This window comes from Microbacterium sp. (assembly GCF_051953575.1).
In the GTDB taxonomy this organism is placed as follows: domain Bacteria; phylum Actinomycetota; class Actinomycetes; order Actinomycetales; family Microbacteriaceae; genus Microbacterium.
Window position 1 is genome coordinate 20,818 of sequence record NZ_JBQCIP010000154.1, and the last position, 20,785, is coordinate 41,602.

Sequence of the window (20,785 nt, forward strand, 5' to 3'; positions counted from 1 at the left end):
CTCAGACGACGGCGCCGGCGCGGTACCCCACGCCGCGCACGGTCGTCACGATCTTGGGGTTGTCGGGATCCTTCTCGACCTTGGCGCGCAGACGCTGCACGTGCACGTTCACCAGACGCGTGTCGGCCTTGTAGTGGTAGCCCCACACCTGCTCGAGCAGCATCTCGCGTGAGAACACCTGCTGCGGCTTGGATGCCAGGGCCACCAGCAGCTCGAACTCCAGCGGGGTCAGTGCGATCGGCGCATCTCCGCGGCGCACCTCGTGCGCGGCGACGTCGACCGTCAGGTCGCCGATGCGCAGGGTGTCGCCGGCCGGCTGCGCGGCCGGGCGCAGCCGTGTGCGGATCCGCGCCACGAGCTCCTTCGGGTTGAAGGGCTTGACGATGTAGTCGTCGGCGCCGGACTCGAGTCCCTTGACCACGTCGGCGGTGTCGGTGCGCGCGGTCAGCATGATGATCGGGATGCCGGACTCCGCGCGGATGCGGGTGCAGATCTCGATCCCGTCCATGCCGGGGAGCATGAGGTCGAGCAGGATCAGGTCGGGGCGCTCCGATCGCCAGGCCTCGACGGCTTGGGCGCCGTCCGCGCAGAACACCGTCTCGAATCCCTCGGTGCGCAGCACGATGCCGATCATCTCGGCCAGGGCGGTGTCGTCGTCGACCACCAGGATGCGTGAAGTCATCGCGCGCGTTCGTTCCTTCTCTCCAGGCACGGGGAGAGTCGTCGCTTTCCCCATGCGCTCCCCACAGAGTAGTCGACACACCCTGGAGAGCGGCCGAACCGCACGCGCGGCCGGTGTCGCGGCATCCATTCTGCACCGGCCGCGATCCGGACAGCGGACTTTCGCACGGTTCCCGGATGCCGGCGGCCCCGGGAGTCCGAAAAGCCCAGGCTCCTCGGAATTCCGGATCGGCAGGTCCGGCGCGGCCTGCGGGTCGGGGCGGGCGGGCGATGTGGAACGATGGGACCCAAGCGACCCGCACCGCCGCGCACGACGCCGCGGCGGCCGACGGAAGGGGACTGCGTGACCGCGTATCCGGCCTGGACGCCGGCATCCCGCCCCGGGATCATCCCGCTGCACCCGCTCACGTTCGGCACGATCCTCGGCCGGTCCTTCGCGGCGCTGCGGCAGAACCCCCGCGTGCTGCTCGGATTCGCACTCGTCGTGCAGACGATCGCCTACATCCTCGTCGCGCTCGCGGTGGTGGGTGTGACGTGGGCCTCGTTCTCACGGCTGGACACGCTCGTCGTCGGCACCGAGGAGTACGACACCGTGATGGCGGGCTCGATCGGGCTCGTCGTGGTCACCGGGTTCGTCCTGGGCCTCGCGGCGGGCGCGCTGAGCGTCATCGTGCAGGGCATCGTCGTGCTCGAGGTCACTCACGCCGCCGTTGCCGAGAAGCTCACGCTCGGCGCGCTGTGGCGTCAGCTCAAGCCCGTCGCGTGGCGCCTCATCGGATACTCGCTGCTCGTGATCCTCGCCGTGATGGCGGTCGTGGCGCTGGTCGTGCTCGGCGTCGTCGGGGTGGCGTTCGTCGCCCCGCCCGCGGCCATCGGGCTCTCGATCCTCATCATCGTCGCCGCGATCCCGCTGACGTGGTGGCTCATGATCAAGCTGCTGCTCGCGCCGTCGGCGATCATCGTGGAGCACGCGACGATCCTGCAGGCGCTGTCGCGCTCGTGGACGCTCACGCGTGGTCGGTTCTGGCCGGCGCTCGGCGTCATCCTCGTGATCAGCGTGATCTTCGGCGCCGTCGCGCAGGTGGTCAGCCTGCCGTTCAGCTTCGTGTCGGCCGGTCTCACCACGATCATCGCGCCGACGGGTGCGCCCGAGCCCTCCGCGATCGTCGGCGTGGTCGTCACGGTGGTCCTCGTGCAGATGGTCACGCTGCTGCTACAGGCGGTCGCCGTCGTCGTCCAGTCGACCGCGACCGCCCTGATCTACATCGACTGCCGCATGCGTCGTGAAGGTCTCGATCTCGACCTGCTCGCGTACGTGGAACGACGGGATGCCGGGGCCGGCGGACTCGCAGACCCCTACCGCGAGCACGTCGGCCGCGCGATGGCGCCCCGAGGCTGGGCGGGAGCGGGATACACCGGGTATCCCGCGGCGCCCGGTGCACCGGTGTACGGCGCCCCCGCGGGGCAGCCGGTCTTCTCGACACAGGGGGTGTACCCGCCGGCGTCGGGCGCTTCCGCGGATGGCGCCGGGGCGTACCCCGGACAGCCCGGTGCGTACCCGGGGCAGGCCGGTGCGTACTCCGGACAGGCCGGTGCGTACTCCGGACAGCCGGGTGCGTACCCGGGGCAAGCCGGTGCGTACGGTTCGTACCCGGCGCAGCCCGGTGCCTACGCGGGGCAGACGGGCGCCTACCCTGTCGCAGCACCTTCGGCATACCCGCCGGCGGCGCAGGCCGGTGCGGCACCGCAGCCCGCCCCCGCACCTTCACCGGACGCGCCCGTCGAGCCGGAGGCATCCGTCGAGCCGGAGGCATCCGCTTCCCCGTCGCCGACGGACTGGGCCGCTCCAGGCGCAGCCCGCGACGCCGGGCGCGAGTCGCCGTGGTCCTGACCCCCGTGCTGCGTGCCGTCGTGGCGGCGGACGACGTGCCGCCGCTCACGCCCGACGGCGACGAGGCGCGTCGCTGGGCCGAGGACGAGCTGTCGAAGCCCGCGTACGACATCGCCGAGCCGACCCCGTTCGACCGGATCGCGCGCGCGATCGGCGACTTCATCGCGTCGCTGTTCGATCCGCAGGTGTCTGACGGCTGGGGGTCCGTCCTGGCGATCGTCGCGACCGTGGCGGTCGTGGTCGTCATCGTGACCGCGTTCGTGGTGTGGGGCGTGCCACGGGTGTCACGGCGCGCGGCCGCACGGACGCCGATGCTCTTCGGCGCGGTGGAGCACCGTTCGGCGTCCGCCCTGCGCGCGGCCGCCGTCGAGCGTGCCCAGGCGTCCGACTGGGAGGCGGCGATCGTGCTGCGCTTCCGCGCACTGGCCCGCGGCTGCTACGAGCGTGGGGTCGTCGACCCGCCGCCGGGCGCGACCGTGCACGGGTTCGCGCGAGCGGCGGCGCGCGTCTTCCCCGCCCTCGGCGCGCGGCTCGAAGACGCGGCCGCCGCGTTCGACGACGTGCGCTACCTGCGACGCCCCGGCACGGCCGAGCTCTACCGCCTCGTCGCCGCGGTCGACGACGACATCGTGGCGGCGCGGCCGCTCGCCGAGGTGCCCGCATGAGCGCACCGTCCGCGCAGGGCACGGCCGGAGCCCGACGCCCCTCCGATGCGCGACAGCAGGAGCCCGCCGTCGCTGCACCGCCCCGCCGGCGCCGGGTGGCGGCGTGGATCGCGATCGGCGTGGTGCTGCTGGTCGTCGGCGGCATCGGCGGCGCGATCGCGGCGACAGGCCAGTGGGCCGCACGTGACGCCCTGGATCCCGACTCGGCAGGGCCCGCCGGCACCCGGGCGCTGGCCGAGGTGCTGCGCACCCACGGCGTCGAGGTCGAGGTGACCCGCAGCCGCGCCGACGCCGTCGCCGCGCTCGAGGGCGCCCCAGCCACTCTCGTGCTGCCCGACCCCTCCGCCCTCTCCGACGACGCCGTGTCGCAGCTGGCCGACGCCGCCGACGACGTCGTGCTGATCGAGCCGCGCTCGCGCACGCTCGACCTGCTGCTGCCGGGGTCGGCAGCGGCCGGCTTCGGCGGGGAGGATGCCGTCGCCCCGGGATGCGACCTGCCCGAGGCCGGCCGGGCGGGCGCCGTCGCCCCGGGCGCCCTGTACGCGCCCGGCGCGGGCACGACCGCCTGCTACCCCGTCGACGGCGGCTTCGGGCTCCTCGTTCGCGATGCCGACGGGCGTCGCGTCTCGGCGGTCGACGGCCGCGTGCTCTTCACGAACGAGCACCTCGCCGACGACGGGAACGCCGCGCTGGCCGCCAACCTGACGGGGCGGCATCCGCTCGTCGTCTGGTACATGCCGAACGCGGGCGACACCGACCTCACCGACACCGACCCGTCGCTCGGCCAGCTCACCCCTCCATGGGTGAGCCCCGTCATGGTGCTGCTGCTGATCGCCGGGGTCGCCGCAGGGATCTGGCGCGGACGCCGCTTCGGCCCGCTCGTCGCCGAGCGGCTGCCGGTGACCGTGCGCGCATCCGAGACGACCGAGGGCCGCGCCCGCCTTTACGCCCGGGCGCGCGACCCTCTGCACGCCGGTGACCGCCTGCGCGTCGGCACGCTCCGCCGCCTCGCGGGACTGCTCGGCCTCGGCGCGCACGCCTCGGCGGGCGACATCGCCGACGCCGCGGCCGGCCGCATCCGAGCCGACCGTGCCGCCGTGCGCGGCATCCTGCTCGACGACATCCCCCGCAGCGACGCCGACCTCGTCGCCCTGAGCACCCGCCTGAGAGACCTGGAGGAGGCCGTGCACGCGGCCGTCCGCCCCGAGAGGAGCACCCGATGACGGACACCCCCGACACCCCGACGCCCGACGGCGCCGCGGTCGACGCACCCGCGTTCGGCGAGCCCGGCGCCCTGCCTTACGGCACGGCGCTCACCCCGGAGGCGCCGCTGGACGATGCGGCGCTGCGGGAGGCGATGAACCGGGTGCGGATCGAGGTCGGCAAGGCGGTGATCGGCCAGGACGGCACCGTCACGGGCCTGCTCATCGCGTTGCTCGCGCGCGGGCACGTGCTGCTGGAGGGTGTGCCCGGCGTCGCCAAGACCCTCCTGGTGCGCGCGTTCTCGACGGCCCTCGGCCTCGACACCAAGCGCATCCAGTTCACCCCCGATCTCATGCCCGGCGACGTGTCGGGGTCGCTCGTGTACGACGCCCGCGCGGGAGAGTTCGAGTTCCGCGAGGGCCCCGTGTTCACGAACGTCGTGCTCGCCGACGAGATCAACCGCACGCCGCCCAAGACGCAGGCGGCGCTCCTGGAGGCCATGGAGGAGCGCCAGGTGTCGACCGACGGCGTCACGCGGCCGCTCCCCGACCCGTTCCTCGTCGCGGCGACGCAGAACCCCATCGAGCACGAGGGGACGTACACGCTCCCCGAGGCCCAGCTCGATCGGTTCCTGCTGAAGCTCATCGTCGAGGTGCCCGCGCGAGACGCCGAGCTCGCGGTGCTGCGCCGGCACGCGAGCGGATTCGACCCGCGCGACCTTGCCGCGGCGGGACTGCGCCGCGCGGCCACCCCGGACGAGATCCGGGCCGCCCAGCGGGCCGCCGCCTCCGTCACCGTCTCGGACGACGTGCTGGGCTACGTCGTGGACCTCGCCCAGGCGACGCGCCACAGCCCCTCGGTGCAGCTGGGTGTCAGCCCCCGCGCGACCACGGCGCTGCTCGCCGCGGCCAAGGCGTGGGCGTGGCTGGGCGGCTACCCGGCGATCACGCCCGACCACGTGCAGACGATGCTCGTGCCGACGTGGCGGCATCGCATCCGGCTGCGTCCCGACGCCGAGCTCGAAGGGGTCTCGGTCGACGCCGTGCTGGGCTCGGTGCTGCAGCAGACGCGCGTTCCCATCTGACCCGCATGTACCTCACCGGTCGTCTTCCGCTCCTCGTCGCCCTCGGCGCCGTGCCCGTCGTACTGCTCTCGCTCGCCGGAGTGAACGCCTGGCTGGCCGCCGCCGGATGGGTGGTGCTGTGCGTGGCCGCCGCCCTGGGCGACGCGGCCGCGGCGGCGGACCCGCGCCGGGTGACGGTGACCCGCCGGATGCCGCAGCGGGTGTTGCTCGGGCAGCAGGTGCGGTCGGAGCTCGTGCTGCGCAACGTGGGCCCCCGGACGATCCGCGGCCGCGTCCGCGATGCGTGGCAGCCGACCGCGGGCGCCCCGGCGGAGCGTCAGGCGCTCGACCTGCCGGCCGGCGAGGCCCGGGTGCTCGGCATCCCCCTCCTCCCCCGCCGCCGCGGCGAACTGCGGTCCGAGTTCGTCGTGGTGCGCTCGGACGGGCCGCTGCGCCTGGCCGGGCGGCAGGCGCGGATCGACGCTCCGGGCGCCATCCGCGTGCTGCCGCCGTTCACGGCCCGCCGTCACCTGCCCTCGCGCCTGGCGCGGCTGCGCGAGCTCGACGGCTCCACCAGCGTGCAGGTGCGCGGCCAGGGCACCGAGTTCGACAGTCTGCGCGAGTACGTCCGCGGCGACGACGTCCGCTCGATCGACAGGCGGGCGACGGCTCGTTCGACCACGACCATGCTGCGCACGTGGCGGCCCGAACGAGACCGCCACGTCGTGATCGTCATCGACACGGGTCGCACGGCGGCCGCGCGTGTGGGCGACGGCGTGCGGATGGATGCCGCGATGGAGGCCGCCCTGCTGCTGGGTGCGCTCGCCACCCGAGCCGGCGACCACGTGCACCTGCTCATGTTCGACCGGGTGATCCGTGCCCGGGTGACGCGGGTGGACGGCCCGGGGCTGCTCCCCGCCCTCGTGGACGCCATGGCGCCCGTCGAACCGCAGCTCATCGACACCGACTGGGATGCCGCGTTCGCCCAGGTGCGCGCGCTCACGTCGCGGCCCTCTCTGGTGGTGCTGCTCACCGCGCAGGATGCGGCCGAGGCCGCCCGCGGTTTCCTCGGGTCGCTGCCGGCGCTGGCGCGCTCCGCGCACGTGCTGGTGGGCACCGTCACCGATGACCCCGCGCCCCTGCCCGAGCGACCGGACGCCACCGACGTCTATCGGGCCGCAGCGATCGAACAGGCCGCGCAGGACGCGGGGGTGGTCGCGGCCGCGATCGGCCGCGCGGGGGGCGAGGCCATCGCCGACACCCCCGACGGCCTGCCCCCGCGGATCGCGGACCGCTACCTCGCGCTCAAGGCCGCCGGGCGGCTCTGAGCGCGGACGCTTCCTGGCCCCTCCGGGAACGACGAAGCCGGCCCGCACACGAGGTGCGGGCCGGCTTCGTGTGACGGCTTACTTGTCGGTGGCCGGCAGCTTGTCGTGCGCGTTCAGCACGCGGAAGATCACCGCGGCCACGGCACCGCCCACGATCGGGGCGATGAAGTAGAGCCAGTAGGCGCTCCAGTCGAAGTGCCCCGTGATCGACAGGCCCAGCGCCACAGCGGGGTTGAAGCCGCCGCCCGAGATGCCGCCCAGACCAACGGCGCCGACGAACACCGTGGTGCCGATGGCGAGGCCGTAGAACGAGTTGTTCGGGTGGTCCTTCGAGGTGGCGACATTGAGGACGACGTACACCAGCACGAGAGTCCACAGCGCCTCCACGAGGAACGCCGGGCCGACCTCGATCTTCTGCGGCTCGGCGGCGGCCGGCCACAGCGCGAAGCTGACGGCGGCGGCCAGCGCCGCGGCGACCAGCTGCGCCACGATGTAGGCGACGAGATCGACGACGCCGATGGCGCCGCGCAGCCACACGCCGACCGAGACGGCGGGGTTCAGGTGCGCGCCCGAGATGTGCCCCGTGGCGTAGACCATGATCATCAGCGCGAACCCGATGGCGAGCGGCGTGAGGTCGCTTCCGCTGTTGACCGCGCCGACGATGGCGAAGACGAAGATGAATGTGCCGACCAGTTCGGCGAGTGCACTGCGAAGTGTGCCCGTCATGAGGCTCTCCTCCTTTGAGAACGAGACACGACGATCACGCGCCCCGACGTACACCGACAGTAGCGGACCATCAGCACATTCCCAGGTAACGCACGCCGTCGCGGGCGGGGTCCGGTGCCCGCGGGTTACCGCGCCCGCAGGCGATCCACTACCGTCGATCCGGGGTCCCCCGAACCTCCCCCACCCGGAATGGAGCGCCGATGAGCGATTCGAAGACAACGCCGTCCACCGGAACGATCCTCGCGGCCGAGGCGCTCGGCACGTTCCTGCTGGTGATCGGGGTGATCGGCACCGCGCTGTTCGCCTCCGGGTTCGGCGAGGGGACGGATGCCGCGAACCAGGGAGTCGGCTTCCTCGGTGTCGCTCTCGCCGCGGGCCTGGCGGTCCTGGCGGGCATGTACGCCTTCGGCCCGATCTCGGGCGGCCATTTCAACCCCGCCGTCACGCTGGGGCTCGCGGCGGCCGGCAGATTCCCGTGGAGCAGGACGCTCGGGTACATCGTCGCCCAGGTCATCGGCGGCGCGGTCGCCACCACCGTCATCGTGCTGATCACCCTGTACGGACCCGACTCGTGGCTCGCCGCCGCGCAGGACGCCGGCTTCGCCAGCAACGGGTGGGACGACCGGTCCCCTGCGGGCTTCGCCATCGGCGGCGCCATCGTCGCCGAGGTGGTCTTCACCGCGCTGCTCGTCCTCGTCTTCCTGGGGGTGACGCACCCGACGCGGGGCAACCCGGCGCTCGCGGGTGTCGCGATCGGCCTGACCCTGACGCTCGTCCACCTCGCGACGATCCCGATCGACAACACCTCGGTCAACCCCGCCCGCTCCATCGCGAGCGCGATCTACGGCGGCCCCGAGGCGCTCGCGCAGCTGTGGGTGTTCCTCGTGTTCCCGATCGTCGGCGCGCTGCTGGCGGGGCTCATCCACCGCGCGCTGTTCGAGGGCCGCGCGACCCAGCCGTGACCGCGGTGCTGCGCCGTGCGCGGCATCCGTCGCCGTCGACATGCGAACGGCCCGCCCCCGATCGGGGACGGGCCGTTCGTCGTGAGGGTCAGACGAGGTCGAACCGGTCGAGCTCAGTGACCTTGCCCCACGCCGCCGCGAAATCGCGCACGAACTTCTCGGTGGCGTCGTCCGAGGCGTAGACCTCGGCGAGGGCGCGCAGCTCCGAGTTCGAGCCGAACACCAGGTCGGCGCGCGTGCCGATGCCCACGGTCTCGCCCGAGCCGTCCTTCGTGCCACGGAACGCGTGCGATCCCGGGTCGAGAGGCCTCCAGGTCGTGCCGAGATCGAGGAGGTTCACGAACACGTCGTTCGAGAGCACACCGACCCGATCGGTGAAGACACCGTGGCTCGAGCCGTCCCAGTTCGCACCGAGGGCGCGCAGGCCGCCGACGAGCACCGTCATCTCGGGCGCCGACAGCGTCAGTAGATTCGCCTTGTCGACCAGCAGATACTCGGCCGGAAGCTCCGCGAGGGGGCCGTAGTAGTTGCGGAACCCGTCCGCCGCCGGCTCCAGGTACGCGAACGAGTCCGCGTCGGTCTGCTCGGCGGTCGCATCGGTGCGGCCGGGGTGGAAGACCACCTCGACATCCACACCGGCATCCTTCGCGGCCTTCTCGACCGCGGCGTTGCCGGCGAGCACGATGAGGTCGGCGAGCGACACCCGCTTGCCGTCCGTGCGGTCCGCGTCGAACGACGCCTTGACGCCCTCGAGCACACCGAGCACCTTGGCCAGCTGCGGCGGGTTGTTGACGGCCCAGTCCTTCTGCGGTGCGAGGCGGATGCGCGCGCCGTTGACACCGCCGCGCTTGTCGCTGCCGCGGAAGGAGGATGCCGCAGCCCACGTGGTCGCGACGAGCTCCGACACCGTGAGGCCCGAGTCGAGGATCTGCGCCTTGAGCGCCGCCGCGTCGGCCGCGCCGATCAGGACGTGGTCGACCGGGGGCACCGGGTCCTGCCAGATGAGCCGCTCCGCCGGCACCTCGGGACCGAGGTAGCGCTCGATGGGGCCCATGTCGCGGTGCGTCAGCTTGAACCAGGCGCGCGCGAACGCGTCGGCGAAGGCGTCGGGGTCCTCGGCGAACCTCTTCGAGATCGGCCCGTACACCGGGTCCACGCGCAGCGCCAGGTCGGTGGTGAGCATGCGCGGCTCGCGACGCCCGTCAGAGTGCGCGAGGGGCACCATGTCGGCGCCGCCGCCGTTCTTCGGCCGCCACTGGTGCGCACCCGCGGGGCTCTGGAACAGCTCCCACTCGTACGCGAACAGGATGTGGAAGAACTCGTTGTCCCAGCGCGTCGGGTGGTAGGTCCACGTCACCTCGAGACCGGAGGTGATGGTGTCGTCACCCTTGCCCGACCCGTGCGAGTTCGCCCAGCCGAGGCCCTGCTGCTCCAGGCCCGCGGCCTCGGGGTCGTCCCCGACGTGGCTGTCAGCGGCGGCGCCGTGGGTCTTGCCGAAGGTGTGGCCGCCCGCGATGAGCGCCACCGTCTCTTCGTCGTCCATCGCCATGCGCGAGAACGTCTCGCGGATGTCGCGCGCGGCCAGCAGCGGGTCGGGGTTGCCGTTCGGCCCCTCGGGATTGACGTAGATGAGGCCCATCTGCACCGCCGCGAGCGGCTTCTCGAGCTCACGGTCGCCGGCGTAGCGCTCGTCGCCGAGCCACGTCGTCTCGGGACCCCAGTACACGTCGTCGTCGGGCTCCCACACGTCGGGCCGGCCGCCGGCGAAGCCGAAGGTCTGGAAGCCCATCGACTCGAGCGCCACGTTGCCGGCGAGGATCATGAGGTCCGCCCACGACAGCGACTGGCCGTACTTCTTCTTCACCGGCCACAGCAGCCGGCGCGCCTTGTCGAGGTTGACGTTGTCGGGCCAGCTGTTGAGCGGCGCGAAGCGCTGCTGCCCCGCTCCCCCGCCGCCGCGTCCGTCGGTGACCCGGTAGGTGCCGGCCGAGTGCCACGCCATGCGCACGACGAGCGGGCCGTAGTGGCCGAAGTCGGCCGGCCACCAGTCCTGCGACGTGGTGAGCGTCTCGGCGATGTCGCGCTTGACCGCGGCGAGGTCGAGCGCCTCGAACGCCGCCTTGTAGTCGAAGTCCTGCCCGAGCGGGTTGGCGACGGCGGGGTTCTTGGCCAGCACCTTGAGGTTCAGCCGGTTCGGCCACCACACGCGGTTGCCCGAGCCCGCCGTCGGGTGAGGCTGGGCGCCGTGCACGACGGGGCAGCCGGCGGCCTCGGGGGTGTCGGTGACGGTGACGGCGTGGTCGGGCTCGGTCGCAGGCGCGACGCCCCCGGCTGTGGTGGCCGGTGCGAGGTTTTCGGTCATCGTGTTTCCTTCCTGGGTCAGGCGGTTGTGGGGGTGGACGAGGGGACGGGATGCCGCGCCGACCGCGCGGCGGGCAGCACCGATCACCGGCCGGAGCGGACTCCGTTCGGGGTGGGCGGGGCGAGAGCTAGGCGGGTTGCGCCCCGGCGGCCGCGGCACACGCGGGGCAGAGGCCCCAGAACGTGACCTCGGCGGTCTGCACGGCGTAGCCGTGGGGGTCGGACGGCGTGAGACACGGCGCGGCGCCCACGACGCAGTCGACGTCCTGGACGGCGCCGCACGTCGTGCACACGAGGTGATGGTGATTGTCGCCGACGCGGAGCTCGAACAGACCGGGACGACCGGCCGGCTCGATGCGCCGCACCAGTCCGGCGTCGACGAAGTCGCCCAGCACGTTGTACACGGATTGCGTGCTCGTGCCGGGGAGCGTGCGGGTCACGACGTCGAGCAGCTCGTCAGCGCTCGCGTGCGGCCTGCCGACGAGCGCGTCCAGGACGGCCCGCCGGGAATCGGTGACACGCAGCCCCGCTTCGCGCAGCCGCGCGGCGGCGTCGACGGGCGCGTCGACGTGATGGTGCGTGCTCATGGCTCCGAGCCTAGCCTTCTTTTGATTGACTCAAAACAACACGCCGCGGCATCCGCAGATCGGCGTCAGCCCGCGACGAGGGTGGGCGTGCCGGACTCGAACTCGGTGAGATCGCCGGTCTCGCCCAGCCGGGTCGCCCGCCGGCCCACCACCAGCATGTAGACGAGGAACAGCGCCAGCGCGACCGCGCCGATGCCGATCTTCAGCGGCCACGGCCATGGCTGCCTCGTCACGAACCCCTCGATCAGCCCCGAGACGCCGAGCGCGAAGACGAGGCCGATGGCGATCGTGGCGAGCGAGCGCCCGGCCGCGGCGAGCGCGGCACCCCGCGAGCGCGGCCCGGGCGCCACCCACGCCCAGAAGATGTGAAGACCTGCCGCCCCCGCGACGAAGATGCTCGTGAGCTCGAGCAGTCCGTGCGGAAGGATGAACAGCACGAACACGTCCGCCCGGTCGAACGCGGCCAGCACGGCGGCCGCGGTGCCGACGCCCACGGCGTTCTGCACGAGCACCATGAGCGGCCAGATCCCGGTGATGCCGAACAGCACGCACTGCGCGGCGATCCATGCGTTGTTGGTCCACACCGTACCGGCGAACACCGCGGCGGGATTCTCGCTGTAGTAGTCGGTGAACCGGTTCTCGGCGTAGTCCTCGAGCTGTGCGCGACTGCCGAGGCTCGCCACGAGCGCCGGATCGCCCGACACCCACAGCGCCACGGTCGTCACCACGATGACGAAGCCCACGGCGATCGCCAGCGTGGTCCAGCGCACGCGGTACAGGGCCGCGGGCAGTTGCAGCGCGAAGAACCGCGGGATCTGCCGCATCACGTTCTCGGGTGTGCCGGTGAGCCGCAGACGCGCCCTGGCCAGCATCGTCGAGATGTGGTCGCTCTGCGCGCTGCGTCCGGCCGAGGTCTTGGCCTCGGCGAGATCCGCGGATGCCGCACGGTAGCGGGTGACGAGCTCATCGACCTCCGGGCCCGAGAGCCGACGGGTCCGGCTCAGCGCGTCCAGGCGCGCCCACTCCTCTCGGCGAGCGGCCGTGAGGGCGTCGAGGTCCATGCGCTTTACTGTAGCCATGCCCGCCGACCGCCCCGCCATCGTCGACATCCATCAGGACGAGGTGCTGACCGGCGAGGCGGTCGTCCTCGATGTCCAGCCGGTCGGCTTCTTCCTGCGGGCGCTCGGCGTCATCATCGACATGGCGCTCGGTCTCGCCGCGCTGCTGCTCTTCGCGCTGGGTGTCGGCTGGCTCGTTACCAGCGGCGCACTGGACGGCGCGGTCGTCCCCATCCTCACCATCGTGATGCTCGTGCTCGTCATGGTCGTCATGCCGACCGTCGTCGAGACCGCGAGCCACGGCCGCAGTCTCGGCCGCCTCGCCGTCGGCGCCCGCATCGTGCGCACCGACGGCGGAGCCGCAGGCTTCCGGCAGGCTTTCATCCGCGCACTCGTCGGGGTGTTCGAGCTGTGGTTCACCCTCGGAGCCGTCGCCGCGTTGGTCGGCGCGTTCACGCCCCGCTCGCAGCGCCTCGGCGACCTGCTCGCCGGAACCTACTCCGAGCGCACGCGCACGCCGCGGCTGCCCGACCCCGGGCTGGGCGTCCCGCCGGTGCTCACGGACTGGGCGGGGATCGCCGACGTGGCGCGGCTGCCCGAGCCGCTGTCGCGCCGCTTGGCCCAGTTCGCGCGCTCGGCCACGCGCATGGAGCCGACGGCGCGCGCCCGGACCGCGGCCTCCCTCGCCCGTGAGACCGCCGAGCACGTGTCGCCGGTGCCCGCAGTCGACCCCGAGACGTTCCTCATCGGTGTCGTCGCGCTGCGCCGCGGACGGGAACTGCGCGCGCTGCAGCTGGAGACCGCACGCGTCGACGCGCTGACGGCGCCGGTGTCGGCGCCGCCGCGCGGCTTTCCGGAGCGCTGAGGCCCCCGTTCAGTACCGGTAGTGCTCCAGCTTGTACGGGCCGTCGACCGGGACGCCGATGTACGCGGCCTGCTCGTCCGACAGCGTCGTCAGCTGCACGCCGAGCGCGTCGAGATGCAGGCGGGCGACCTTCTCGTCGAGGTGCTTCGGCAGCACGTAGACCGCGGTCGGGTACTCGTCGCGCTTCGTGAACAGCTCGATCTGGGCGAGCACCTGGTTGGTGAACGACGCACTCATCACGAACGACGGGTGTCCGGTCGCGTTGCCGAGGTTCAGCAGGCGCCCCTCGCTGAGGACGAGCACGCTGCGCCCGTTCGGCAGCCGCCACTCGTGGACCTGCGGCTTGATCTCGATGCGCTCGGCGCCTTCGAGCGACTCCAGGCCGGCCATGTCGATCTCGTTGTCGAAGTGGCCGACGTTGCCGACGATCGCGAGGTGCTTGAGCTTCAGCAGGTCCTCGACGGTCACGACGTCCTTGTTGCCCGTGCCCGTGATGACGATGTCGACGAGACCGGCCACGTCCGCCAGGCGTGCGACCTGGTAGCCGTCCATGGCGGCCTGCAGCGCGCAGATCGGGTCGACCTCGCTGACGATGACCCGCGCGCCCTGCCCGCGCAGCGCCTCCGCCGCTCCCTTGCCGACGTCGCCGTAGCCGCAGACGAAGGCGACCTTGCCGCCCATCAGCACGTCGGTGGCGCGATTGATGCCGTCGGGCAGCGAGTGGCGGATGCCGTACTTGTTGTCGAACTTCGACTTGGTGACCGAGTCGTTGACGTTGATCGCCGGGAACAGCAGCTCCCCGGCCGCCGCCAGCTCGTACAGACGGTGGACGCCGGTCGTGGTCTCCTCGGTCACGCCGAGGAGGTCGGCGGCCATGCGGGTGAAGCGCTGCGGGTCGCGAGCCAGGCTCGCGCGCAGCGTGTCGAGGACGATGCGATACTCGGCGGAGTCGTCGGCGGCGGCTTCCGGCACCGCGCCCGCCTTCTCGAACTCGACGCCCTTGTGCACGAGCAGCGTCGCGTCGCCGCCGTCGTCGAGGATCATGTTCGGGCCGTCGAAGCCCTCCGCCGTCCAGTCGAAGATGCGGTCGGCGAGGCGCCAGTACTCCTCGAGCGTCTCGCCCTTCCACGCGAACACGGGCACGCCGGCCGGCGCCTCGACGGTGCCGGTGGGGCCGACGACGACGGCCGCGGCCGCCTCGTCCTGCGTCGAGAAGATGTTGCAGCTGGCCCATCGCACCTGCGCGCCGAGGGCGACGAGGGTCTCGATGAGCACGGCCGTCTGCACCGTCATGTGCAGCGAGCCGGCGATGCGCGCGCCCTTGAGGGGCTGCGACGGGCCGAACTCCTCGCGCAGGGCCATGAGCCCGGGCATCTCGTTCTCAGCGAGACGCAGCTGATGGCGCCCCGCCTCGGCGAGCGACAGGTCGGCGACCTCGTACTCGAAGACGGCGGCGGATGCCTCGACGGGCGTGGCGACGGCGGTGTGGGTCGGCATCCCGCCATTCTCCCACGGAGGACGGGGCGCCGCGGCGTCAGGTGCGCAGCGTCTCGTGCCGCACGACCACCCAGCCGCGGGGCACCGAGAGCCGTTCGGTGTGCTGCGCGCAGAGGTCGTGGGCGTGCGGGTCCCCCGCCGCCCCGAGCGGACCGATCGCCGCCATCTGGTCGGCGTAGTCGTAAGTGAGGGTCGACACCGCCTCGCGGGCGCAGCCGACCTTGGAGCAGACTCTCTGGCGCATCACGGTGACGGTACCGCGAACCGGCGACACCGTCCGCGCGCCGCGCCGCCCGCTCCCCCGTGGCCACCGCCCCGACCGGAGCTCTCCCGCCTACGATGGACGCATGGCATGGCGTCGGACCCGGAGCAGCGATCGCGCGGCGGTGCGTCGCCCGGCGCGGCACGGCCGCCACGGCCGCGAAGGCCGCAGCTCGGTCGTCCGGCCGCCGCTCCCACCGCTGGACACGCGGGTCGACCGCTTCGATCTGTCCGTCGGCACAGCGGCGGAGTTCCTGCGCTCGGCGTGGTCCGAGCTGCGCGACGTGCGATTCGAGGTCGCCGACATGCCGGGCGCGACCGACGAGGACGGCATCCCCCGCTGGACGGTGCTCCGTGACGAGCGCCGCATCATCCTGTACCGGCTGCCGATCGAGCGTCTGAGTCACCTGCACCGCGACGACGAGCTGCACCACCGCATGCTGGTGGAGGGTTCCGTCTTCCGCGCCGCGGCCGAGTACCTCGACCGCGACCCGTGGGACCTCGGTCCCGAGCGCTTCCGCTACTTCTGACGCTCGCCGCACCCTACGGGTAAACGATGATCCGCTGCGCCGCGATGTCGGCCGGCCACACCGGGATGCCGGCGAGCGCGCCGTCGGCGGTGAACGACAGGGCCGCGCGCACCGCGTCCTCGGGGTCGATGACGTAGACCGTGCGCGGCGACAGCCGCACGGTCGTCGATCCGCCCGCAGGCACGCTCAGGTCGACCTGGAACCCGCCGCCCTGCGCCGCGACGCTCACCTCGGCGGGCTCACTGCCCGGGTTCGCGACCGTGAGGGTCGGGACCGGGCCCCCCGGGGTGACGAACAGCGTGGATGCCGTCACCTCCGGCGAGGGGGTGTACCAGGCGAAGTCGTCGCCTTCGCCGACCCCCGTGGTCTGCCACACCGCCGCCACCACCGGCGACTGCGCCTCGACCGTCACCGTGTACGAGCCCGCGGGCAGACCGTCCAGCTCCAGCTCGAGCGGCTGACCCGGCTCGAGCGTGACGTCCTGTGCCGCACGGGCGGGGTCCGTACGGCCTGCGGCGGTCACGGTGACCCGGGCCGTGGTCGCGACCGACGGCGACAGCATCCGCAGCATCGTCGCCCCTGCGGAGCCGTCCTCCCCCGGGCTGCGCGTGACCGCGACGCCCGCGATCACCTGCCGCGTCTCCGGAGCTGCGATCGGACCCACCTGATCGACGCCGCCCGGTGTCAGCGTACGCGTGATGCTCGCCTGCAGCGACGCGTGCACGGGCGCTCCGACCGCCGACACGCGCACCACGGGGGCCGCTTCGCCGAGGGCGATGCCGGCCAGCGGCACCACCCGCTGCGTCCCCGGTGCGACCACCAGGTCGGCGCCGCCCGGCGGCGTCTGCGGGCCGCCGACGCCGTACACCGTGAGCTGCACAGTGGCCGCGACGGTGCCGGGGTTCGACAGGAGCACGAGGTCGGCCGCGCCGGTCGCGCCGGATCCGCCGACGAGCCACGACTCCAGGAGGGGCGGACGGCAGGCCGACGCCGCGAAACCGGCGAGGTCGTCGGCGCGCGCGGTCGCGGCTCCGGCGGCCGCCACATCCACGGCGGCTCCGGCCTCGGGCGGTGCCGTGTAGCTCAGGGGCCCCTCGCCGACGGCATCGTTGCGCAGCTTCTGCTCCTGTGGAGCGGCGGCCCCGTCCTGGACGCCCGCGAGCACCGTCTGACGCGCAGCGAGCGCGAGGGACGAGGCATCCTCGGAATCGCGTCCGATCGACAGGAGCGCGCCGTCGCACGTGATGATCGATGCCGCCGGCGCGGGGGTCGCCGCGATCCGCACCGGCTCGCGCAGCAGCGTCGGCCACGGGAGCGAGACGGCGGTGACGACGGCGACGACCGCGACGATCGAGACGGCGGTGCCGACGAGCAGACGGGCGCTGGTGGTCGCCCAGCGGAACACACGGCGATCGCTCATCGGCCCTCCTGCCAGTGGGGTCCGACGATGCGCGGCGTGCGCCGGGCCGCCCGCCGCGTCGCGGCGGTGGGCACGGCCAGCAGCAGCGCGATGCCGAACACGGCGAGCTGCGCCAAGGCGGTCCAGCGCGCGGTCATGGTCTCGGACGCCGTCTCGGCCGGTCGTGCGGCGACGTCGTCCACGACGCGCCACAGCTGACCCTTGGCGGTGTCGCCCACGACGACGAGCGTGTCGCGCTGACTGAGGGCGGTGGTCGCCGACAGTCGCATCGTGCGGGCGGCGTCCGACTCGGGCATCGTCGATGGGGCGAGCAGGATGAAGCCGATGCCCTGGCGTGCGAGATCGCCGACGACGTCGTCCGCCGAGGGGGTCACGAGGTCGGCGGCCAGTGCGGCGACCTGCTCGTCCTGCGAGGTGGGATGGGTGCGGGTGGACTGCAGGGTCGTCTGCCCGCCGATGGTCTCGCTGCCGCCCCACACGATCTGCGCCGCGACGCCGGCCTCGGACTGCGGAGTGAGGACGATGGTGCCGACGTCCGGACTCTCACGCCCTTCGGCGGCGACGAAGGCGGGCAGTGTGCTCGCGGGCCCGTTCGCGATGGTCGCGGTTCCCCGCGCGAACGCGGTGAGGGACGGGACGGCGAGGGTCACGGCGCCGGCCAGGACGAGCGCCGCCGCCACGCCGCGCACGAGCGCGACGCGGGGCGCCAGCCCGGCATCGAGCGAGACCAGCGCGCCGCCGAGCGCACCGAGCCAGGCGAGGCTGAGACCCGCACCGGGCCAGAGCGGCACCGACACCGACTGCGTGAAGGCGACCGAGACGCCGACCGCGGCGAAGGCGGTGCCGAGACCGAGCGCCGTGACGACGAGGAGCACGACGCCGGCGGCCCACCGCTGGGTGAGCGGCGCGAGCAGGGCGAGGAGCGCGAGCGGCACGCTCAGCAGCGGCACCCACCAGGTCGGTCCGTCCGGCAGCAGCGTCGTCCAGCCCGCGAGATCGGAGGTGGGGATGCCGGCGGCCAGCAGCGCGCGCCCCGCGGCGTCAGCCGCAACCTGGGGGCCGGCCCACGGAACGCCCGGATCGGCGAGGAGTCCCCAGACGCGCGCGTTCGCCAGCGCGTTCCACACGAGCGGGATCGCCAGCACCGCCGACGGCACGAGCAGCCAGATCACGCGGGTCACGCCGCGGCCCGCACGCACCACGATCGCGATCACGATCATGCCGAACCACACCACGACGACAGCAGGGGCCAGCGACGGCGCGCACGCGAGCACCCCGGCCAGCAGGATCGACGCGGCGCCGGCGCCCGCCCAGGAGCGGTGCGCGACCGACCCGGCGAAGAACAGCCATGGCAGCAGCAGGTGCACGATGACCCCGGTCGGCCGCCCCTGCGTGAGGGCCACGAGCAGCGTCGGCGACAGCGCCCACACCGCGCCGCCCAGCAGGCGCAGCTCCGACCGCTCCGTCACACGCGTCGCGGCGAACCATCCGCCGAGCGCCGCGAGCGGCAGCGCGGCGATCCACAGCAGCACGAGGGCGCGCGACGGCGCCCACGGCGACAACGAGCCGATCACCGCGACGACGGCGGCGAAGGGGTCCGCGGGTCCGACCGTGTCGAGCCCGAGGATGCGCTGACCGTAGGCGGCGTCGTTCCACAGCTGCCCAACGGTCGTCGCCAGCGGCTGCAGCGCACCGCCGCCCAGCACCGGCCACGCGAGGAGCGCCGGGAACGCCGCGATCGAGGCGGCGAGCGCCGCCAGCACGAGCCACGCGCCGCCGCCCGAGAAGAAGCGCAGGTCTCGGCGCCGCACGCCGCCCAGTGCGATCTCGGGGTCGTCGTCGAGCCGCTCGCGCAGCTCTGCGCGGGTCGTACGCAGCGGCGCGAGCTGTGCCCAGGTGCCGGTGCGGTCCGAGCCTTCTCTGGTCCTGGCGATCTGGCGACGTGACCGCCACACAGAGCGCACCGCGACCAGGGCGACCGCGGCCGCGGCCCACTCGGAGGCGATGCGCCCGGGCAGCTTGCGGATCAGGTCGACGAGGGTGCGCCACAGGGCGAGGGGAAGGATCGTCAGCCAGTGCAGCGGCACGGCGAACGCCGGCGCGTACACGAGCCGGCGGTGCAGCTGCGCCACGCGTTCGGCGTAGACGGCACGGCGACGCCGCTGCGGGGTGAGCGGGATCGGGATGCCGGCGACGCCGTCGCCCGCCACGGCGACACGCGCACCGGGAACGAGCGAGACGCGTGCACCGGCGAGCCGGGCGCGCACGCCGAGGTCGAGGCCTTCGTCGGCGCCTGCGAGCCCGGAGTCGAGACCGCCGAGGGACGCCCACGCCTCGGCGCGGATCAGGATGCCGCGCACGTCGGCGCCGAGCACATCCTCCAGCGCGTCGTGCTGGCCCTGGTCGAGTTCGCCGTCGGCGAGGCCGACGCTCCGGCCGAAGCGCGTCATGCTGACGCCGAGCGAGACGATGTCGGCGCGGTCGTCCCAGCGCACGAGCTTCGGCGCGACGAAGGCGACCGAGGGCGACACCTCCAGCGCGCCGAGCAACTGGGCGAGGGCATCGGGCTCGGGGGCGGTGTCCTGCGCCAGCAGCCACCGGACGTCGGCTTCGTCATCGACGCCGTCGAAGGCGAGGACGGCGGCGGCGGCGTAGCCGGTCGAGGCGGGCGCGGTGATGACCGATGTCGCCGAGGACGCCGCGGCCACCTCGTGGAGGCGATCGTCTCCGCCGCAGACGACGACGGTCAGCGCGTCGACCGGCCGCGCCTGCTCGTCGAGCGCCGCGAGCGTGCGCCGCAGGTGGAACGCGGCCGGCGTGCGACCATCGGGACGCACGACGACGAGGGCGTGAACTCGAGCGGGCATGTCCTGGTCAGCCTAGGCGCGCAGGCCCGTCCCCCTCGTTGAACGCGCCGGGGGCGACGAACGCGCCGGTCGCCGGATCGTCCGGTCGACCGGCGCCGTTCAGCTCGCGCGGCGCTTGAGCTTGCGCCGCTCGCGCTCGCTCAGGCCACCCCAGATGCCGAAGCGCTCATCATTCTGCAGTGCGTATTCGAGGCACTCGCCCCGGACATCGCACGACCCGCAGATGCGCTTGGCATCTCGCGTGGAGCCGCCCTTCTCAGGGAAGAACGCCTCTGGGTCGGTCTGCGAACACAGCGCATCGGTCTGCCAGGCGAGCGGATTGTCGTCTTCCGCATCGATGTTGCGGCGAACCCCCGGAACCCCCAGTTGAACCGGATCGACGAACCAGTCGTCGGGAACGCCGGAACGGAATTGCGAAACCGTCATGTCGTTCTCACCCCCGTGATCCTGCTCCACGCTGGTGCGTGTACGGCTAATTACACCCGTGTAGTTCACCGAGGTCAAGTCGCGGATACTAAATCCTCAACCGCCTCTTGAACCTTTACGACGCGCCGACGGCGTGTCGCACTGTGATAACGGTCCGCGGGATCGGGCGGTGCGCGGTGGTCAGCGACCGGGCTGGGCGATGAACAGCTCGCCGCTGCCGGCCACTCGCAGGCCTTCCTCGTCGGGGGTGACGAGGACGGCTCCGCCGGGCGCGAGCAGCGAGCGCGAGAGGGATGCCGCCGCCTCGACTTCGGGGGCACCGGACGTGGCCAGCGCGATGGCGGGGCCGCCGAGTGGCACGGTCACAGGGGACGCCCCGGGGGTGACGGCGTAG

Annotated in this window: 18 protein-coding genes and 1 pseudogene; 8 read left to right on the forward strand and 11 right to left on the reverse strand. The window is 73.1% G+C overall.

Annotation, left to right across the window (positions count from 1 at the left end):
* Nucleotide 1: 1 nt before the first annotated feature.
* Nucleotides 2–682, reverse strand: coding sequence for an MtrAB system response regulator MtrA (mtrA, locus tag ACTHNQ_RS09750; protein ID WP_018171969.1), 681 nt, complete (start codon nucleotides 680–682; stop codon nucleotides 2–4).
* Between the two features lie 342 nt (nucleotides 683–1,024).
* Here mtrA and ACTHNQ_RS09755 point away from each other — a divergent pair, with 342 nt between their 5' ends.
* From ACTHNQ_RS09755 to ACTHNQ_RS09775, 5 genes are read left to right on the forward strand one after another with little or no spacing between them, the layout of a single operon-like run.
* A complete protein-coding gene (locus tag ACTHNQ_RS09755; protein WP_440333189.1) occupies nucleotides 1,025–2,572 on the forward strand; it encodes a glycerophosphoryl diester phosphodiesterase membrane domain-containing protein in 1,548 nt (515 codons plus the stop codon).
* A complete protein-coding gene (locus ACTHNQ_RS09760) occupies nucleotides 2,563–3,237 on the forward strand; it encodes a DUF4129 domain-containing protein (protein ID WP_440333190.1) in 675 nt (224 codons plus the stop codon). Before ACTHNQ_RS09755 ends, ACTHNQ_RS09760 begins: the two co-directional genes overlap by 10 nt.
* Nucleotides 3,234–4,460, forward strand: coding sequence for a DUF4350 domain-containing protein (locus tag ACTHNQ_RS09765; RefSeq protein ID WP_440333191.1), 1,227 nt, complete (start codon nucleotides 3,234–3,236; stop codon nucleotides 4,458–4,460). Before ACTHNQ_RS09760 ends, ACTHNQ_RS09765 begins: the two co-directional genes overlap by 4 nt.
* Complete coding sequence (locus ACTHNQ_RS09770; protein ID WP_440333192.1) at nucleotides 4,457–5,524, forward strand: AAA family ATPase; 1,068 nt, start codon at nucleotides 4,457–4,459, stop codon at nucleotides 5,522–5,524. The genes ACTHNQ_RS09765 and ACTHNQ_RS09770 overlap by 4 nt, the downstream gene beginning before the upstream one ends.
* Nucleotides 5,525–5,529: 5 nt before the next feature.
* The gene (locus ACTHNQ_RS09775) at nucleotides 5,530–6,831 is read left to right on the forward strand and encodes a DUF58 domain-containing protein (protein WP_440333193.1); all 1,302 of its coding nucleotides are present in this window, start codon (nucleotides 5,530–5,532) and stop codon (nucleotides 6,829–6,831) included.
* 78 nt (nucleotides 6,832–6,909) lie between these two features.
* Here ACTHNQ_RS09775 and ACTHNQ_RS09780 read toward each other — a convergent pair whose 3' ends face one another.
* Complete coding sequence (locus ACTHNQ_RS09780; RefSeq protein WP_440333194.1) at nucleotides 6,910–7,557, reverse strand: MIP/aquaporin family protein; 648 nt, start codon at nucleotides 7,555–7,557, stop codon at nucleotides 6,910–6,912.
* Between the two features lie 200 nt (nucleotides 7,558–7,757).
* Here ACTHNQ_RS09780 and ACTHNQ_RS09785 point away from each other — a divergent pair, with 200 nt between their 5' ends.
* Nucleotides 7,758–8,519, forward strand: coding sequence for an aquaporin (locus ACTHNQ_RS09785; protein WP_440333195.1), 762 nt, complete (start codon nucleotides 7,758–7,760; stop codon nucleotides 8,517–8,519).
* Nucleotides 8,520–8,607: 88 nt separating this feature from the next.
* On the opposite strand, the gene katG is transcribed toward ACTHNQ_RS09785, so the two are convergent.
* The 3 genes from katG to ACTHNQ_RS09800 form a co-directional block, all read right to left on the reverse strand.
* Nucleotides 8,608–10,881: a catalase/peroxidase HPI gene (katG, locus tag ACTHNQ_RS09790; protein ID WP_440333196.1), complete on the reverse strand. Its 2,274-nt coding sequence runs from the start codon at nucleotides 10,879–10,881 to the stop codon at nucleotides 8,608–8,610.
* A 127-nt stretch (nucleotides 10,882–11,008) separates the two neighbouring features.
* Nucleotides 11,009–11,467 (reverse strand): Fur family transcriptional regulator, encoded by a 459-nt coding sequence (locus ACTHNQ_RS09795; protein WP_440333197.1) that lies wholly within the window; start codon nucleotides 11,465–11,467, stop codon nucleotides 11,009–11,011.
* 65 nt (nucleotides 11,468–11,532) lie between these two features.
* Nucleotides 11,533–12,528: a stage II sporulation protein M gene (locus tag ACTHNQ_RS09800; protein ID WP_440333198.1), complete on the reverse strand. Its 996-nt coding sequence runs from the start codon at nucleotides 12,526–12,528 to the stop codon at nucleotides 11,533–11,535.
* 16 nt (nucleotides 12,529–12,544) lie between these two features.
* Between ACTHNQ_RS09800 and ACTHNQ_RS09805 the strand changes: the two genes are divergently transcribed.
* Entirely contained in the window at nucleotides 12,545–13,390 is an 846-nt protein-coding gene (locus ACTHNQ_RS09805) for an RDD family protein (protein WP_440333199.1), read from the forward strand.
* Nucleotides 13,391–13,399: 9 nt separating this feature from the next.
* On the opposite strand, the gene ahcY is transcribed toward ACTHNQ_RS09805, so the two are convergent.
* Both ahcY and ACTHNQ_RS09815 read right to left on the reverse strand, forming a co-directional pair.
* Nucleotides 13,400–14,887, reverse strand: a complete 1,488-nt coding sequence (gene ahcY / locus ACTHNQ_RS09810; protein WP_440333200.1) for an adenosylhomocysteinase — start codon at nucleotides 14,885–14,887, stop codon at nucleotides 13,400–13,402.
* A gap of 37 nt (nucleotides 14,888–14,924) precedes the next feature.
* Nucleotides 14,925–15,131, reverse strand: coding sequence for a DUF3499 family protein (locus tag ACTHNQ_RS09815; protein ID WP_026305609.1), 207 nt, complete (start codon nucleotides 15,129–15,131; stop codon nucleotides 14,925–14,927).
* Nucleotides 15,132–15,234: 103 nt separating this feature from the next.
* Here ACTHNQ_RS09815 and ACTHNQ_RS09820 point away from each other — a divergent pair, with 103 nt between their 5' ends.
* The gene (locus ACTHNQ_RS09820) at nucleotides 15,235–15,678 is read left to right on the forward strand and encodes a metallopeptidase family protein (RefSeq protein ID WP_440333201.1); all 444 of its coding nucleotides are present in this window, start codon (nucleotides 15,235–15,237) and stop codon (nucleotides 15,676–15,678) included.
* A 13-nt stretch (nucleotides 15,679–15,691) separates the two neighbouring features.
* On the opposite strand, the gene ACTHNQ_RS09825 is transcribed toward ACTHNQ_RS09820, so the two are convergent.
* The 4 genes and pseudogenes from ACTHNQ_RS09825 to ACTHNQ_RS09840 form a co-directional block, all read right to left on the reverse strand.
* Nucleotides 15,692–17,098, reverse strand: coding sequence for a DUF5719 family protein (locus tag ACTHNQ_RS09825; protein ID WP_440333202.1), 1,407 nt, complete (start codon nucleotides 17,096–17,098; stop codon nucleotides 15,692–15,694).
* Entirely contained in the window at nucleotides 17,095–19,965 is a 2,871-nt protein-coding gene (locus tag ACTHNQ_RS09830; protein ID WP_440333203.1) for a glycosyltransferase, read from the reverse strand. Before ACTHNQ_RS09830 ends, ACTHNQ_RS09825 begins: the two co-directional genes overlap by 4 nt.
* Nucleotides 19,966–20,064: 99 nt before the next feature.
* Complete coding sequence (locus ACTHNQ_RS09835) at nucleotides 20,065–20,391, reverse strand: WhiB family transcriptional regulator (protein WP_440333205.1); 327 nt, start codon at nucleotides 20,389–20,391, stop codon at nucleotides 20,065–20,067.
* Nucleotides 20,392–20,571: 180 nt separating this feature from the next.
* Nucleotides 20,572–20,785: pseudogene (locus ACTHNQ_RS09840) on the reverse strand (mannose-6-phosphate isomerase, class I); the annotation flags it as partial.